The sequence below is a fragment of the Leifsonia sp. McL0618 genome, from assembly GCF_049994905.1.
Taxonomy (GTDB): domain Bacteria; phylum Actinomycetota; class Actinomycetes; order Actinomycetales; family Microbacteriaceae; genus Diaminobutyricibacter.
This window is the reverse complement of the sequence record NZ_CP188258.1, coordinates 1,848,281-1,864,051: the sequence shown is the minus strand read 5'-3', so window position 1 is coordinate 1,864,051 and position 15,771 is coordinate 1,848,281. Positions and strand designations below refer to the sequence as shown.

At 66.9% G+C, this 15,771-nt stretch carries 16 protein-coding genes and 1 tRNA gene; 2 read left to right on the top strand and 15 right to left on the bottom strand.

Annotation, left to right across the window (positions count from 1 at the left end; translation table 11 throughout):
- Positions 1-8 precede the first annotated feature (8 nt).
- Both ACPPVQ_RS08900 and ACPPVQ_RS08895 read right to left on the bottom strand, forming a co-directional pair.
- Positions 9-2,210, bottom strand: a complete 2,202-nt coding sequence (locus tag ACPPVQ_RS08900) for an ATP-dependent DNA helicase RecG (protein WP_426520708.1) — start codon at positions 2,208-2,210, stop codon at positions 9-11.
- Positions 2,207-2,950 carry a hypothetical protein gene (locus ACPPVQ_RS08895; RefSeq protein WP_426520706.1) on the bottom strand — a complete coding sequence of 248 codons (744 nt, stop codon included), beginning with the start codon at positions 2,948-2,950 and terminating at the stop codon, positions 2,207-2,209. The genes ACPPVQ_RS08900 and ACPPVQ_RS08895 overlap by 4 nt, the downstream gene beginning before the upstream one ends.
- Positions 2,951-2,998: 48 nt before the next feature.
- Here ACPPVQ_RS08895 and rsmD point away from each other — a divergent pair, with 48 nt between their 5' ends.
- On the top strand, positions 2,999-3,565 hold the full coding sequence (gene rsmD, locus ACPPVQ_RS08890) for a 16S rRNA (guanine(966)-N(2))-methyltransferase RsmD (RefSeq protein ID WP_426520704.1): 567 nt from the start codon (positions 2,999-3,001) through the stop codon (positions 3,563-3,565).
- A gap of 4 nt (positions 3,566-3,569) precedes the next feature.
- Here rsmD and thiL read toward each other — a convergent pair whose 3' ends face one another.
- A complete protein-coding gene (gene thiL / locus ACPPVQ_RS08885) occupies positions 3,570-4,571 on the bottom strand; it encodes a thiamine-phosphate kinase (protein WP_426520702.1) in 1,002 nt (333 codons plus the stop codon).
- A 24-nt stretch (positions 4,572-4,595) separates the two neighbouring features.
- Between thiL and ACPPVQ_RS08880 the strand changes: the two genes are divergently transcribed.
- Positions 4,596-5,108 (top strand): DUF3515 family protein, encoded by a 513-nt coding sequence (locus ACPPVQ_RS08880; protein ID WP_426520700.1) that lies wholly within the window; start codon positions 4,596-4,598, stop codon positions 5,106-5,108.
- Between the two features lie 10 nt (positions 5,109-5,118).
- Here ACPPVQ_RS08880 and ACPPVQ_RS08875 read toward each other — a convergent pair whose 3' ends face one another.
- The 12 genes from ACPPVQ_RS08875 to ACPPVQ_RS08820 all read right to left on the bottom strand — a co-directional run bounded on the left by ACPPVQ_RS08875 (position 5,119) and on the right by ACPPVQ_RS08820 (position 15,750).
- Positions 5,119-6,216 (bottom strand): D-alanine--D-alanine ligase family protein, encoded by a 1,098-nt coding sequence (locus ACPPVQ_RS08875; protein ID WP_426520698.1) that lies wholly within the window; start codon positions 6,214-6,216, stop codon positions 5,119-5,121.
- A complete protein-coding gene (locus tag ACPPVQ_RS08870; RefSeq protein ID WP_426520696.1) occupies positions 6,119-7,255 on the bottom strand; it encodes an NAD(P)H-dependent glycerol-3-phosphate dehydrogenase in 1,137 nt (378 codons plus the stop codon). The genes ACPPVQ_RS08875 and ACPPVQ_RS08870 overlap by 98 nt, the downstream gene beginning before the upstream one ends.
- Complete coding sequence (locus ACPPVQ_RS08865; RefSeq protein WP_426520694.1) at positions 7,245-8,066, bottom strand: lysophospholipid acyltransferase family protein; 822 nt, start codon at positions 8,064-8,066, stop codon at positions 7,245-7,247. Before ACPPVQ_RS08865 ends, ACPPVQ_RS08870 begins: the two co-directional genes overlap by 11 nt.
- A 7-nt stretch (positions 8,067-8,073) precedes the next feature.
- Positions 8,074-9,444 carry a UDP-N-acetylglucosamine 1-carboxyvinyltransferase gene (gene murA / locus ACPPVQ_RS08860; protein WP_426520692.1) on the bottom strand — a complete coding sequence of 457 codons (1,371 nt, stop codon included), beginning with the start codon at positions 9,442-9,444 and terminating at the stop codon, positions 8,074-8,076.
- Positions 9,441-10,043, bottom strand: coding sequence for a 3-isopropylmalate dehydratase small subunit (leuD, locus tag ACPPVQ_RS08855; RefSeq protein WP_426520690.1), 603 nt, complete (start codon positions 10,041-10,043; stop codon positions 9,441-9,443). The genes murA and leuD overlap by 4 nt, the downstream gene beginning before the upstream one ends.
- Positions 10,043-11,557: a 3-isopropylmalate dehydratase large subunit gene (leuC, locus tag ACPPVQ_RS08850; protein WP_426520688.1), complete on the bottom strand. Its 1,515-nt coding sequence runs from the start codon at positions 11,555-11,557 to the stop codon at positions 10,043-10,045. The genes leuD and leuC overlap by 1 nt, the downstream gene beginning before the upstream one ends.
- Positions 11,558-11,696: 139 nt before the next feature.
- On the bottom strand, positions 11,697-12,434 hold the full coding sequence (locus ACPPVQ_RS08845; RefSeq protein WP_426520686.1) for a PP2C family protein-serine/threonine phosphatase: 738 nt from the start codon (positions 12,432-12,434) through the stop codon (positions 11,697-11,699).
- Positions 12,431-13,477, bottom strand: coding sequence for a TerC family protein (locus tag ACPPVQ_RS08840; protein WP_426520684.1), 1,047 nt, complete (start codon positions 13,475-13,477; stop codon positions 12,431-12,433). Before ACPPVQ_RS08840 ends, ACPPVQ_RS08845 begins: the two co-directional genes overlap by 4 nt.
- A gap of 206 nt (positions 13,478-13,683) precedes the next feature.
- The gene (locus ACPPVQ_RS08835) at positions 13,684-14,148 is read right to left on the bottom strand and encodes an SRPBCC family protein (RefSeq protein ID WP_426520682.1); all 465 of its coding nucleotides are present in this window, start codon (positions 14,146-14,148) and stop codon (positions 13,684-13,686) included.
- A gap of 115 nt (positions 14,149-14,263) precedes the next feature.
- Positions 14,264-14,515, bottom strand: coding sequence for a type II toxin-antitoxin system prevent-host-death family antitoxin (locus ACPPVQ_RS08830; RefSeq protein WP_426520680.1), 252 nt, complete (start codon positions 14,513-14,515; stop codon positions 14,264-14,266).
- A 179-nt stretch (positions 14,516-14,694) separates the two neighbouring features.
- Positions 14,695-14,770, bottom strand: a tRNA-Glu gene (locus tag ACPPVQ_RS08825).
- Between the two features lie 77 nt (positions 14,771-14,847).
- Positions 14,848-15,750, bottom strand: coding sequence for a diacylglycerol kinase family protein (locus ACPPVQ_RS08820; protein ID WP_426520678.1), 903 nt, complete (start codon positions 15,748-15,750; stop codon positions 14,848-14,850).
- Positions 15,751-15,771 lie beyond the last annotated feature (21 nt).

Below are 15,771 nucleotides of genomic sequence, written 5' to 3'. Positions count from 1 at the left end.
TCGCGAGGTCACCCTTTCCCGAGGAACTCGCGCTCCTGCTCATCCAACCTCCGCGCAAGCGCCTCCGCCAGCACCGGATGCCCGGCCAGGCCGTCCGGGGACTCGAGCATCCCCTGCGCCGCCGCCCGCGCATCCGCGATCAGTGTGCCGTCTTTCGCCACCCGCAGCAGCCGGAGCGATGACCGCCCGCCGGACTGCCTGCTGCCCAGCACGTCGCCTTCCTGGCGCAGTTCGAGGTCGATCGTCGCGAGTTCGAAGCCGTCGAGCGTCGCGGCGACCGCGTCGACCCGCTCGCGCGCAAGGCTGCCCTGTTCGGCGTGCGTCACGAACAGGCACAGCCCGGGAACGCCGCCACGGCCGACGCGGCCGCGCAACTGGTGCAGCTGGGAGACTCCGAACCGGTCGGCGTCGAGGATCACCATCGCGGAGGCGTTCGGCACGTCGACGCCGACCTCGATGACGGTCGTGGCCACCACCAGATCGAGAGTGCCGTCGGCGAATGCCCTCATGATCTCGTCTTTCGCGTCGCTGGGAAGGCGCCCGTGGAGCACGCCGATGCGCGCGTCCGCGAAGAGCGGGTCGGCCCTGACCTGGGCGGCGATGCTTTCGACGGATGCGGTGGGCACAGCCGGCGCTGAACCCGCGTCTTCGGCTTCCAGCCCTTCGCCGTCGTCCTCAGCGTCTTTGCCCGAGATGGCCGGGCACACGACGAACACCTGGCGGCCTTTCGCGATCTCTTCGGCGGCACGCTCCCAGATGCGGCGCTCCCAGCCGGGCCGGTCGGCCAGCGGCACGACGAAGCTCTCGATCCCCTGGCGGCCCGCGGGAAGCTCGGCGATCGTCGAGACGTCCAGGTCTCCGAAGACGGTCATGGCGACCGTGCGCGGGATCGGTGTGGCAGTCAGCACGAGGACGTGGGGCGGCGTGCCCGCCTTGAGCCGGAGGGCTTCGCGCTGGTCGACGCCGAAGCGGTGCTGCTCGTCGACGACGACGAGCCCCAGGTCGAAGAAGGTCACCGCGTCGCCGAGCAGTGCGTGGGTGCCGACCACGATGCGCGACTGGCCGGAGACGGTGCGCAGGAGCGCCTTCTTGCGGTCAGCGGTCGGGAGCTGGCCGGTGAGCAGCGTCGGCATCAGTTCGGCCGCGAGGTCGGGCCCGAGCACTTTCACGATCGAACGGAGGTGCTGCACGGCCAGCACCTCGGTCGGGGCGAGCAGCGCGGACTGGCCGCCCGAGTCGGCGACGGCGAGCATCGCCCGCAATGCGACGAGGGTCTTGCCGCTCCCGACCTCGCCCTGCACCAGCCGGTTCATCGGCGCGTCCTGCGCGAGGTCGCCGGCGATCGCCTCGCCGACGGTGGCCTGATCGCCCGTCAACGTGAACGGGAGGGCCGCATCGAACCGCTCCAGGTAGCCGCCGGCGACAGGCCGCCGCGGCTCCGCATGCTGCTGCCTCGCCGTTGCACGCTGCTGCAGCAGGGCCGCCTGAAGAACGAACGCCTCCTGGAACCGGAGGGCGTCGCGCGCCCGCTGCCAGTGCACATCCTTCTCGGGCCGGTGGATGAGTTCGAGGGCCTCGCGGAACGGCAGGAGCGACCGCTCGACGACCAGCGCATCCGGCACGGGGTCCGGCACGTCGCCCAATCCGTCGAGCACGAGCGCGATGGCCTTCTGAACCTGCCAGCTCGCGACCGTGCCGGTGGCCGGGTAGATCGGGATCGGGGTCTCCGCCCAGGAGCGCGCGCTCTCCGCATCCGCTCCACGCTCATCCGCTTCGAACAGTTCGTAGTCGGGATGCGCGAGCTGCAGCGCGCCCTTGTAATCGGAGACTTTGCCCGCGAAGATGCCCCGCACGCCGGGGTGCAGGTCACGCGCCCGCCAGGCCTGGTTGAAGAACGTCAGGGTTAGCACGCCTTTGCCGTCGGAGATGCGCACCTCGAGGATCGACCCCCGCCGCGCGCGCATCGGCCGCTCGCGCACCTCCAGGACCTCCGCGACGATCGTCACGTTCTCGTCGACAGGGAGCTGGGTCAGCGCCGTCAGTTCGCCCCTGCGGGCATAACGCCGTGGGTAGTGGTTGAGCAGGTCGCCGACGGTCTGCATGCCGAAGGCCTTGGCGAACGCGTTCGAGGTGCGTCCGCCGAGCACTCCGGAGAGCCGGGTGTCGAGCGACAGCACGCCGTCGACGGCTGCGACCGGTGTTGCGCTCATTCTTCGATCGTAGGGGGCGCATCCGTCAAAGCAGCGATCTCGGCCGCGACGTCGGGGTTCTCCGGTCGCTCGGCCGCGAGGCGCGTCTGGATGGCGAGTGCCTCGTCGGTGCGGCCGAGCTGCCGCAGGCAGCGCGCGACCGTCCACTCTCCCATGAATCGCTGGTCGCTCGTCCCGTAGTCGCGGGCGGCGACGAGCGCTGCTGCGAACTCCTCGAGCGCCGACGCTGCGTGCCCCGCGTCGAAGTGATGCCAGCCGAGGTTGTTGTGCAGCGCGATCAGCCAACGTTGTGTCCGGTGGTCGTCGACGGTATGCAGCTCGTGCAGTGCAAGCCGCGTCCAGTGATCCTCCCTGCCCGCATCCGACAGGGCGAGCATGTGCATCGCGTCCACCACGAGGAACGGGGAGTCCGCGGCGCGGGCGGACTCGAGAGCCACGGCGAACAACGGAACGGCCGCTGCCGCATCGCCCGACGACAGGCGGATGCGCCCCCGCTCCAGGTCGACGCGCGCGGCCAGAAGGGGTCCGACCGGCGGGATGGCATCCAGCACGGCATCCGCCTCGTCGAACCGTCCCTGCAGTCCCAGGGCTCGCGCACGCTGGGTTGCGAGCTCCGCCCGAACGGCATCCCCTCGCGTCTCAGAGTCCTCGGCCGCGCGGAACCGCCGCTCGGACTCGGCAGCATCGCCGTGATCCCAGAGTTCGTCGAGCTCGGCCTGGCCGAGGCGCACATCGGTCACCTCACCATCATCACCCCGCGAGGCGCCCGCCGATAGGCTCTATGCACCATGACACGCATTGTCGCCGGATTCGCCGGGTCCCTCGGTATCCAGGTCCCGAAATCCGGCACACGGCCCACCAGCGACCGCGTGCGGGAGGCGATCTTCTCGGCCCTGGAGTCCCGTGATGCGATTCGCGGCATGCGAGTGCTCGACCTGTTCGCCGGGTCGGGGGCACTGGGTCTCGAAGCAGCGAGCCGTGGCGCCGCGGCGGTCACCCTGGTCGAGCGCAGCAGCGCGGCCGCCCAGATCTGCAGGCGCAATGCCGCGGCCGTGCTGAAGGCGGCGCCGCGGGCCGCGAAGCCGGCCATCGATGTCGCCGCGACCACCGTGCAGTCGTTCCTCACCGCATCCACGGGCACATTCGACCTGGTGTTCGTCGACCCGCCGTACGAGCTCTCCGACGGCGAACTGGTCCACGCGCTCAAGACCCTCGAAGCCAGGCTCTCACCGGAGGCGATCGTATGCGTCGAGCGCAGTGCGCGAACCGGCGAGCCGGAGTGGCCGGCCGGCCTGGTGCTCGACCGCCGCAAAGACTACGGAGAGACTGCGGTGTGGTGGCTCTCAGCCGCGTAACGCGTCAACCGCTGTGCCCGTCCCAGCCGAGGTAGGGATCCCACCCACCGAGTTCGTCGTACGGGCGCCCGTCGACCAGCACGCCGTTTCCCTCCACCACCACGCCGATGCGCCGGAATCCCCCGGGCAGCCCGACGCCGGGCGCGAAGGTCGCCAGGAGACTGTGGTCTTCGCCACTGGCAAGCGCGGCACGGGGATCTGCGCCGAGAGCCGACGAGTCGATCGCGATCGCGACACCGCTCGCATCGGCGACCCGGCGGGCGTCGAGGGCGAGCCCGTCGCTGAGGTCGAGCATCGACGTCGCGCCCGCGCCTGCGGCGAGCGGGCCGTCGGCGATCGGCGGATGCGGTCGCAGCTGAGCGAAGATCACCTCTGAGTGATCGCGGCGCAGTTCCGCCGCCCGCTCCGGGCTGGGTACGCCGTGCGCGTCCACAGCCGACCGGAAGAGCATCCTGAGCCCTTCGCCTGCGGCCCCGAGCGCACCCGAGACTGCGACGACATCCCCGACCCGCGCGCCGTCGCGAAGCACGGGGGTGCGCCCTTCGAGGTCGCCGAACGCTGTGACGGCGATCGTGAATGTGCTGGACACGGAGAGGTCGCCGCCGACCACACCGCAGCCAGGAGCAAGGGCAGCGCAGGCCTCACGTAAACCGTCGGCGATCGCCTCGAGGTCGGAGACCCTTGTGTCGGCGGGTGCGGCGATCGCCACGACGAGGGCGGTCGGCACAGCGCCCATCGCCGCGATGTCCGACAGGTTCGTCGCCGCGGCTTTCCAGCCCAGGTCGTACGGCGCGGACCAGCCCCACCGGAAGTCCGGCCCGTGCACCATCATGTCGGTGGTCACGACATATCGGCCGTCCGGGGCGGCGAGCACGGCCGCATCATCGCCAGGGCCGACCAGGGTGACAGACGATTCGGGCAGGCGAGGGAAGATCCTGCGCAGGGTCTCGCGTTCGTGCACCGACCCGAGGGTGCCGTCGGGGTCCGTGCTCCCAGCCATCGTCATGCATCAAACGGTAGCCTGAATGCGATGTCACTTCGTCCCGCCGCCCTGCTCGCGGTCATCCTCGCCGGCGCAGGGCTGGTTCTCACGGGATGCGCGCCGATCGTCTCTCTCGACCCTGCCGCCGACGCCAACAATCCCGGCTGCGCCGAGGTCTCCGTGCGCCTCCCCGACACGGTCGCCGGGGCGCAGAAACGCGAGACCGACGCCCAGGCGACGGGCGCCTGGGGTGACCCGGCCGTGGTGCTGCTGAGGTGCGGCGTGCCACCGATCGGACCGACGACGAAACCGTGCGTGAACGTCAACGGCATCGACTGGGTGCTCATGACCGATCCGGCCGCGAAGACCATCGTCTACCAGACCTTCGGCCGCACGCCGGCGACAGAGGTCGTCATCGACCACGTGAACGGCGTGTCCGATGCAGCCGTGCTTCCCGAGTTCGCGAGCGCGATCTCCAACATCCAGCAGACCCAGAAATGCCTGGACACGCTCGACACCGAGACGTCGACCGCTACGCCAGGTCCGGCGCCGTCGAAGTAGACGCCGGCGCTCAGGCGGCGGCGCGTGCCAATGCGACGGCGATCAGCTCGTCGATGAGCGCCGGGTAGCTCAGCCCGGACTCCTGCCAGCAGCGCGGGAACATCGAAATCGGCGTGAAGCCGGGCATCGTGTTGATCTCGTTGATCACAAAACCGTCGGCGGTGAGAAAGAAGTCCACTCGGGCCAGGCCTTCTCCCCCGATGGCGTCGAAAGCGCGGATCGCCAGTCCCTGCATCGTCGCCAGCTCGTCGCCCGTGAGATCGGCCGGGCACACGAGGTCGATGCCGGGTGCATCGAGGTATTTCGCCGCGAAGTCGTAGAACTCGCGCCCTGTCATCACGATCTCACCGGCGACGGATGCGCGGGTCGCCTCACCCGGGCGACCTCCGAGCACAGCGACCTCGACTTCGCGTCCGACGAGGCTGGTCTCGACCAGCACCTTGTCGTCTTCTGCGAAAGCGATCGCGAGCGCCCCATCGAGTTCCGCGGGCTCGGAGACCTTGCTGACGCCGACGCTGGAGCCGGCGCGGGCCGGCTTGACGAACACCGGCAGGCCGAGCTCGGCGACCGAGGCCCGGACGGTATCCCGGTCTGCCGCCCATTCGTACGCAGAGACGGTTCGCCAGGGCGCAACGGGAATCCCGGCATGCTGCAGCACCGTCTTGGTGAAGTGCTTGTCCATTCCGAGCGCGCTCGCCAGCACCCCGCTGCCGACATACGGCAGGTCGACGAGCTCGAGCATCCCTTGGATCGTGCCGTCCTCGCCCCACGGACCGTGCAGGATCGGGAAGACCAGATCGACGTCGCCGAGCGAGCGCCGGGTGCCGTCCGCCTCCGTCACGGTGAGTTCGCGTGTCTCAGCGCTCTCCGGCCAGTGCAAACGGGTGCCGTTGTCAGGCACGACAGGCATCGCTTCGGGATTCAGCGCGAAGAACGCCGCATCGTCCGGCTGAAGGGTGAAGGCACCGGACTTCGTGATGCCCACCGGGATGACGTCGTATCGCTCGCGATCAATCGCGGCGAGCACTCCCGCCGCTGTCGCGCAGCTGATCGAATGCTCGCTTGAACGACCCCCAAACAGAAGAGCGACTACGAGTTTGTCCGTCATCCATGGTCCTTTCACCCTGGGGTTCGTCCGAATCCGTGGTGAGATGCGGTGCGATGTCTTTCGGTTCGAGCGTACCGGCGAGCACCTGGCTCACCTGCCGCACGATGGGCATCTCGACGCCGCGCGCCTCGGCGAGCGTGAGGATGGGCGCGACGGATGCGAGACCCTCAGCGGTCTGGTTCATCTGCTTCACGACCTCCGTGAAGCTGTAGCCCTGGCCGAGCAGCCTTCCCGCGGTGTTGTTGCGGGACAGCGACGACTCGCAGGTCGCGATGAGGTCGCCGAGACCTGCCAGACCGGCGAGCGTCTCCGCCTTGGCGCCGTAGGCGACAGCGAAATCGGTCATCTCGACCAGGCCCCGTGTGATGATCGAGGCCTTCGTGTTCTCGCCGTACCCGACGCCGTCGACGATTCCGATCGCGACAGCGATCAGGTTCTTCAGCACACCGCCGAACTCCGTACCGATCACGTCAGTGTTGACGAAGCTGCGGAAGTAGCGGTTCGTCGCGGCCATCGCAACCGCCTGCGCTGTTTCCAGGCTGGCCGAGGAGACCACCGCGGCCGTCGGCTGTTCCTTCGCGATCTCCAGCGCAAGGTTCGGCCCAGAGGCCACGGCGATCAGGTTCTCATCAATGGGGAGGCCCTGGGCGATCACTTCGCTCATGCGGAGCCCAGTGCCCTTCTCGACACCCTTCATCAGGCTGACGACGACCGTGGACGGGCCCAGGTGCGGAGCGATGGCGGCGAGATTGTCCCGCAGCGACTGGCTGGGGATCGACACGTACACCTGCTCGGCTCCCGTGAGCGCCTCTGCGAGGCGGGATGTCGATCGCAGGTTGCGCGGCAGGTTGATACCGGGCAGGTAGTCGCTGTTGCGGCGGCCCTCGGTGATCTCCCGGGCGAGCTCCGGGCGGCGTGCCCACAGCACGACGTCGGCCCCGCCGTCCGCGAGGATCTTCGCGAAGGTGGTGCCCCAGCTTCCTGCACCGAGGACGGCGACGCGGCGGGGAGGAACGACCTTCTTATCGCTAGCCTTCAAAGCGGCCGGTCTCCTTCTGATCGTGCTCGGCGGGATTCCAGCGCTGTGCCGGGGGCTCCTCGCCGCGCAGGTCGGCGAGCAGGGCGGTGATGCTGTCCATGATCACGGTCGTCGCCTCGTTGAGCGTGGCTGCATCGAGGTTGCGGCCGCGGAATGCCGAGAGGTCGACCGGGTCGCCGATCTTGACGGCGATCTTCTTGGGCGGGAAGAAGCTGATCTTCTTCGAATACCTCGCCATGACCTGCTGCGTACCCCAGTGGGCGACGGGGATCACGGGGATGTCGTGTTCGATCGCCATCCGCGCAGCTCCCGTCTTGCCGCGCATCGGCCACAGGTCGGGGTCGCGTGTCAGCGAGCCTTCGGGATAGATGATGACGAGCCCGCCGGCATCCACCAGCTTCTCCGCCGCCATGAGCGAGGCGTTTCCGCGCGCGTTGCTGCGTTCGACGGGGATCTGCCCTGACTTCCGCAGGACCCAGCCCACCACCGGGACCCGGAACAGGCTGCCCTTCGCGAGGAACCGCGGCAGGCGGCCGAGCTTCCACACGACGGCGCCCACCATCACCGGATCGATCTCGGTGTAATGGTTCGGCGCCACGACATAGGCGCCGGTGCGCGGGAACTTCTGCCGGTCCGTGACCGTGAAGCGCGCCATGAGCCCGATGATCGGAAGGACGAGCCCCGCGAGCACCCAGAAGATCGAGGGTCGCGCCCTCTCCGAGCGCGGCTTTTTCAGGGGCTTTGTTGTGACAGACGGCTCGGTGGATGACGGTTGGGCGGCAGGCTTCTGCTCTGAAGACGGTTCGGGCACGAACCTATTATCCTTCGAGAACGAAGTCGGCTCCCAGCAGCTCGAGCTTGGTGATGAAGTTCTCGTATCCGCGGCTGATGATGCCGACGTTGCTTACGGTCGAGGTGCCTTCGGCGCTGAGCGCTGCGACCAGGTGGCTGAATCCGCCGCGCAGGTCGGGAACCTCGATGTCCGCGCCGTGAAGGCGAGTGGGACCGGTGATCACCGCGGAGTGATTGAAGTTGCGCTGCCCGAAACGGCACGGGTGGCCGCCGAGGCACTCCTTGTGGATCTGGATGGTCGCGCCCATCTCGACGAGCGCGTCGACGAAGCCGAAACGCTGCTCGTAGACGGTCTCGTGCACGATCGACACGCCGTTCGCCTTGGTGAGGGCGACGACGAGCGGCTGCTGCCAGTCCGTCATGAAGCCGGGGTGCACATCCGTCTCGATCACGACCGGCTTGAGCTCACCACCCGGGTGGTAGAAGCGGATGCCGTCGTCGTGGATCTCGAAAGCACCACCGACCTTGCGGAACACGTTCAGGAAGGTCAGCATCTCGGGCTGGCGGGCGCCACCGACGAAGATGTCCCCGCTGGTGGCGAGGGCCGCTGCGGCCCAGCTGGCGGCCTCGTTGCGGTCGAAGAGTGCGGTGTGGCTGTAGCCCACGAGGTGGTCGACGCCCTCGATGCGGATCACGCGGTCGGTGTCGACCGTGATGATCGCCCCCATCTTCTGGAGGATGTTGATGAGATCCATGATCTCGGGCTCGATCGCAGCGCCCTTGAGTTCGGTGATGCCCTCGGCACGAACGGCGGTGAGCAGCACCTGCTCGGTCGCGCCGACGCTGGGGTACGGGAGCTCGACCTTCGCGCCGTGAAGCCCGTTCGGTGCGGTCATACGGATGCCGCTCGGGAGCTTGTCGACGATCGCTCCGAACTTGCGCAGCACCTCGAGGTGGTAGTCGATGGGGCGGTCGCCGATACGGCAGCCGCCCAGGTCGGGGATGAACGCCTCGCCCAGACGGTGCAGCAGCGGCCCGCAGAACAGGATCGGGATGCGGCTGGAACCCGCGTGCGCGTCGATGTCGGCCATGTGGGCGATCTCGACGTTGCTCGGGTCGAGGATGAGCTCGCCTTCGTCAGTGCCGTCGGTCACCTTGACGCCGTGGATCTCGAGCAGCCCACGCACGACACGGACGTCGCTGATATCGGGAACGTCGCGCAGAACACTCGGGCCCTCACCCAGCAGCGCCGCGACCATCGCCTTGGTGACGAGGTTCTTCGCACCCTTCAGTTCGATTCGGCCGCGGAGCGGGATCCCTCCGTTGATCGTGATCCGATCGCCTTTGAGTCCCACATGCGCCCCTGCGGCTTGTGCGTCCTGAAGAAGTGAGTTCACTGCGTTTTCACCGGTAACGTTTTGGGCCGCCAGCTCTCGCGGCGGGCTTCGAATTCTGTGATGTGCGCTTCGTCACGCAGGGTCAGGCCTATGTCGTCCAGGCCTTCGAGCAACCGCCACCTAGTGTAATCATCGATCTCAAATGAAACCGTGAGGTCACTGATGCTCGCAGTCTTGGCAACCAGATCGACGGTGGCATCTATTCCCGGATTCGCTTCGATCGCCGCCCACAGTCGCTCGGCATCCGCTTCGGTGATCTGCCCGGTGAGCAGTCCCTGCTTGCCCGAGTTGCCGCGGAAGATGTCCCCGAAGCGCGGGCTGAGCACGGCGGTGAAACCATAGTCCCGCAGTGCCCACACGGCGTGTTCCCGCGACGAACCCGTTCCGAAGTCCTGCCCGGCGATGAGGATCTTGCCGGCGCGATAGGGCTCCTGGTTGAGCACGAAGTCCGGGTCCTGGCGCCAGGCGTAGAAGAGCGCGTCGTCGAAGCCGGTCTTCGTGACGCGTTTCAGGAAGACGGCTGGGATGATCTGGTCGGTGTCGACGTTCGACCGCTTGAGCGGAACAGCGACACCTGTCAGGGTCGAGATCTTGTCCATCAGGCGTTCACCTTCTCTCCTGCGTGCGAATTCGTGAAGCCATTCTGCGGCGAGTCGCCACCTTCGTCACCCTCGAGGTCCCACGGGCCGGAAAGGGTTCCCCGGATCGCGGTGGCCGCAGCGACCACCGGCGACACCAGGTGCGTACGTCCGCCCTTGCCCTGCCTGCCTTCGAAATTGCGGTTCGAGGTGGATGCGCACCGTTCGCCCGGCGCCAACTGGTCGGGGTTCATTCCGAGGCACATCGAGCACCCGGCGAATCGCCATTCCGCGCCGAACTCTTCGACGATCTTGTCGATTCCCTCCGCCTCGGCTTCGATGCGAACGCGAGCGCTCCCCGGCACGACCATGACGCGGACACCGTCGGCCTTCTTGTGACCCTTGATCACGGAAGCGAAGGCCCGCAGGTCTTCGATCCGGCTGTTGGTGCAGGAACCCATGAAGACGGCATCCACCGGGATCGCCTTCATCGGCGTGCCCGCCTCGAGAGCCATGTATTCGAGCGCCCGCTCGGCGGCCGCACGCTCGTTCGGGTCGGCGATCGCTGCCGGGTCCGGAACGGACTCGCTCAGCGAAACGCCCTGGCCCGGGTTGGTGCCCCACGTCACAAAGGGTTCGAGCTCGTTCGCGTCGAGGAACACCTCGGCGTCGAAGACCGCATCGTCGTCGGTGGCGAGAGTCTTCCAGTACTCGAGGGCGTCGACCCAGTCCTGTCCGTGCGGAGCATGCGGGCGGCCCTCCAGGTAGTCGAAGGTCGTCTGGTCGGGCGCGACCATGCCCGCGCGTGCGCCGGCCTCGATCGACATGTTGCAGATCGTCATCCGCCCCTCCATGGAGAGTGCGCGGATGGCGCTGCCGCGGTACTCGAGCACGTAGCCCTGTCCGCCGCCGGTGCCGATCTTCGCGATGACGGCAAGGATGATGTCCTTGGCCGTCACTCCCGGGCGCAGCTCGCCCTCGACCGTGATCGCCATCGTCTTGAACGGCTTCAGTGGCAGCGTCTGGGTCGCCATCACGTGCTCGACCTCGCTGGTGCCGATGCCGAACGCCATCGCGCCGAATGCGCCGTGGGTCGAGGTGTGGGAGTCACCGCAGACCACGGTGATGCCGGGCATGGTCAGCCCGAGCTGCGGGCCGACGACGTGCACGATTCCCTGCTCGATGTCGCCGAGCGAGTGCAGGCGGATGCCGAACTCCTCGGCGTTGCGCCGGAGTGTCTCGATCTGGGTGCGGCTCGTCAGGTCGGCGATGGGCCGGTCGATGCCGATGGTCGGCGTGTTGTGGTCTTCGGTGGCGATCGTGAGGTCGGGGCGACGCACCGGCCTGCCCGCCATCCGCAGTCCGTCGAATGCCTGCGGGCTGGTCACTTCGTGCACCAGGTGCAGGTCGATGTAGATCAGGTCGGGCGAACCGTCTTCGCCCTTGACCACGCGGTGGTCGCGCCACACCTTCTCAGCGAGGGTGAGGGGGGTACGCGTCGTTTCGGTCGCGCTTGTCTGGACGATATTGCTCATGTCTGCGATTGCTCCTTGCTTGCTTGGTGGTCAGCCAACGACAAACTCCGCGACGAGTGAGGCCTCAGATCAGGACTCGTCGCGGCAGCTAAGGAGAAGCAGACCGTACAGCACGTGGGCAGTTTATCACCGGCCCGCCTCAGCCCTGCGTACCCACGACGATGACCGTTACATTGTCGCGCCCACCTGCGGCGACGGCGGCGTCGACGAGTTCGCGGGCCGGGTCGGTCGACGGGTCGGCCAGCGCGTCAGCGAGGATGCGGGCGATCTCATCGTCTGTCAGTTCCCGGGTCAGCCCATCGGAGCAGACCAGGAAGGTGTGCCCGTCTGAGGCCGGGACGGTCCACGTGTCCGCGTCGACATCGTCCTCCGCGCCGAGCGCGCGCGTGATGATGTTGCGCTCGGGATGCGAGTCCATCTGCGATGCCGTGATGAGCCCCGCCTCAAACAGCTCCTGCACCGCCGAGTGGTCGACACTCAGCTGCGCGAGTGTTCGGCCATCCCAGCCGTACAGCCGCGAATCGCCGACGTTGATCCCCAGCAAGGCGGGACCACTGTCGGTGACGACCTCGACGAGACCCACCAGGGTGGTGCCGGCGACCGCGGCGCCGATGTCGTCCGGGAGCGAAAGGGCGCGCACTGCGGCGTTCGCGTCGGCGATCGCCGCGAGCACGGCATCCGGATGCGCCGGCGCGCCCTCAGGGAACGCCTCGTCGAAGATGCGGATGGCCGCCTGGCTGGCCGCATCGCCGCGCGCATGCCCGCCCAGCCCGTCCGCCACGAGGAAGAGTGGGGGTCGCGCGATGAAGGAGTCCTCGTTGAGCGCGCGCACTCGGCCGACGTCCGTCCGTGCCCAAACGCGCGAGATGGCGGTCATCGACCCGTGTTCTCCTCGTCAGCCGTCTCATCGGCCGCGTCGTCGCCATGCATGGCTTCGGCGACGCTGACACCGGTGATACGGAGTTTCACCAGGCTTGCAATCGTAGCGACAGCCATTGAGATGAGGATGACAGCGAGCGAAGTCCACGTGCTGATCTCGGGTGCCCATTCCACTGGATGTCCCCCGTTGATGAACGACACCTCGTTCGTGTGGAGCGCGTGGAAGACGAGCTTCAGGCCGATGAAGAAGAGGATGAACGCGATGCCGTATTTGAGGTATTCGAGTCGGTCGAGCAGATGGCCGAGCAGGAAGTAGAGCTGACGGAGCCCCATGAGCGCGAACACGTTCGCTGCGAACACGATGAACGGGCTCGTCGTGATGCCGAAGATCGCGGGGATCGAATCGAGTGCGAAGAGCAGGTCGGTCGTGCCCAGCGCAAGGAAGACGATGATCAGCGGCGTGAACATGCGGCTGCCGCCCACGGTGGTGCGCAGTTTGAACCCCTCGTACTGATTCGACACCTTCAGTCGCTTGCGCATGAACCGGACGAAGGCGTTCTCCTCGTCCCGGTCGGCCTCGTGTGAGCTGAACGCCTGGTGGACGGCCGTGTAGAGCAGGAACGCGCCGAAGAAGTAGAAAATCCAGCTGAAGCTCTCGATGAGCTGGGCGCCCAGAACGATGAAGACGCCGCGGAACACGAGCGCGATCAGGATGCCGACCATCAGGACTTCCTGCTGGTTCTTCCTGGGCACCGCGAAGCGCGACATGATCAGCACGAACACGAACAGGTTGTCGATGCTCAGGCTGTACTCCGTCAGCCATCCGGCAAGGAACTGCCCGGCGTGCTCTGCGTCGCCGATGAGGTACATCAGCAAAGCGAACACGAGCGCGAGCGCGATGTAGAAGACCACCCAGAGTGTGGACTCCCGCGGACTCGGGATGTGCGGGCGCTTGACGACGATCAGCAGATCGGCGAGCAGGATCAGGACCAGCACGATCGCTGATCCGATCTCGAACCATGCGGGAAGAGCGAGCTCCACGGAAAACCTTTCGAAGGGTGCCGGAAACGGCCCGAAAGTCTCTCCCGCATCCACCAGTTCGGATGCCGCCGTGCCCGGGATCGTGTGGACGATCCGTGATGACGTTCACGGCGCGGGCCCTCGGCGGGCCGTTCGGGATACTCCCCTTCGCGAATTCGATCCTATCGGATCGCCTCGGTCCAGGTCAGCCGAGCAACCCACTGGGATTACTCGATCTGGCGCACGTCCCCTGGCAACCGCTCGAGAAAGTCCTTGAGCGCTCGTAGGGTGCGACGATTCTCGGATTTGACGGCCGCGACGACCATGACATGCGCTGCTGTGATCAGCCCGCTGGTTAGGATCGTGCCGGTTCGGAGAACCCGAGTTCCGCCGTCGATCGGCATCAACTCGTATCGGCTGGTGATCGCAATCCTGCTGCCTCCGGACCGACGGGGGGCGGCGGCCTGGTGGAAGACCAGGAGTCGGTCAGGCTCGCACTGGAGTACTACGCCTTGCGCAGTACCGATCAGGCTCGCGTCGATGTAGCTCGCACCCGTTCCGACCGGTTGGTTCCGCTCGGCGGTGGTGCGCGAGCGGGAAAGCCAATCCCGGTAGCCGTTCAGATCCGCGAGGGTTGCGTACACACGCTCCGGGCTTGCGTTGATCTGGATCATCAGAATGCTGTCGGTCACGAGTCGGAGCTTAAACCACCCAGTTTTTCGACGAGCTGGAGGATGCGTTCGCAGGCCGCGCGCGGAAGCTTCTTGATCTGCCGTGTAGCTGCCGTCGTGAAGTCGATCCTGTATGTCACGAATCGAGGTCGCTACGCAGTTCGTCCAAGCTCACGCGGCCGCCGTCGTCTTCAGCCTTCGCGTTGCGGTAGGCCTCGACCTCCTGGGCCATCTCAAATGCCTCGAGTGCTTCGCTGACCACTACGGCAGCGAGCTTTCCGTTGCGCGTTACTCCAACGCGCTCGCCGCCGTACATTGCGCGTCCGAGCACGTCCGCTAGATGACCGCGCAGCTCGCGCGCCGAGACCTCGCTGGTGAGTGTGTCCATGAGGTAATACTGGCGCTTAAGGACATTGTGTACGCAAAGTACCTTTTGAGGAGCCTTCGATGGTGACCCGGACGCTGATGCGATCGCTGCCAAAGTGTTGCCACGGAGCAGATTCACTGACTCGGCCACGACGAAATGAAAATGCCCGGACACCAGTGATTGACTGGTATCCGGGCTGTTGGTGACCCCAGCGGGATTTGAACCCGCGTTACCGCCGTGAGAGGGCGACGTCCTAGGCCGCTAAACGATGGGGCCGCTTTGCAACTCATCGAGTATGCCATACGCCCGGGGCGGCGACCAAACCGAGAGACCCCCCGGAAGGCAGGGAGCGCTCAGACGAGCATGCGCAGCGACGCCGGGACCAGCGAGATTTCAACGGGAAGCACGCCGACACGTTCGCCGTCCGCGTAGGCGACCACCCCATCCGCACTGAGCTTCACCGAGCGCACCCGCTGGAACGAGACCTGGGGAAGCGTCGTATGCGTGCCCTGGAATACTTTCGGGAAAACGCGCAGGAAGGCCAGCCGCGACATGGGCGCCACGACGAACAGGTCGAGATAGCCGTCGTCGAGCTCCGCGTGCGGGACGATGTGCATACCGCCACCGAGCGAGACGTTGTTCGCGACCGAGATGAGCAACGCGCTCCGACGCGAGACGACACCATCCGCCTCGATCTCATACTCGATCGGCTTCATCGTCGCGAGTTCGCGCAGCATGGCGAAGATGTAGCGCGAACGTCCACGCGGCCGCGTCATGAGGTTCGCTCGTTCGTTGACGATCGCGTCGAAGCCGGCCGAGAGCACGCTCGCGAACCAGGTCGACAGCTCACCGTGCCTGACGAGGCCGGCGTCGATGATGCGCGGAGGCTTTCCGAGAGCTGCGATCAGCTGGTCGGTGGCGGCATCCGTGTCGTCGATCCGGATGCCGAGCCCGGCAGCGAGGTCGTTGCCGGTTCCGCTCGGAACAATTCCGAGCGGGATGTCGGTCTGCGCCACGATGTTGGTGCCGAGGCTGACCATCCCGTCACCGCCCACAACGACGAGCGCGTCGGCGCCCGCCTCGACCGCGCGGATGGTCTCACGGCGCAGCAATTCCACATTCGGTTCCGCCAGGGCGATGACCGTGTGGCCGACCTCGCGAAGCCGTTCGACGACGCGCGGCCCGACTTCGCGACGCTTCCCGAACGACGCCTGCGGGTTGATCGCCACGACGACGGTGAGGGGTGGGACGGCCATAGTCCACGATTATGTCGGACA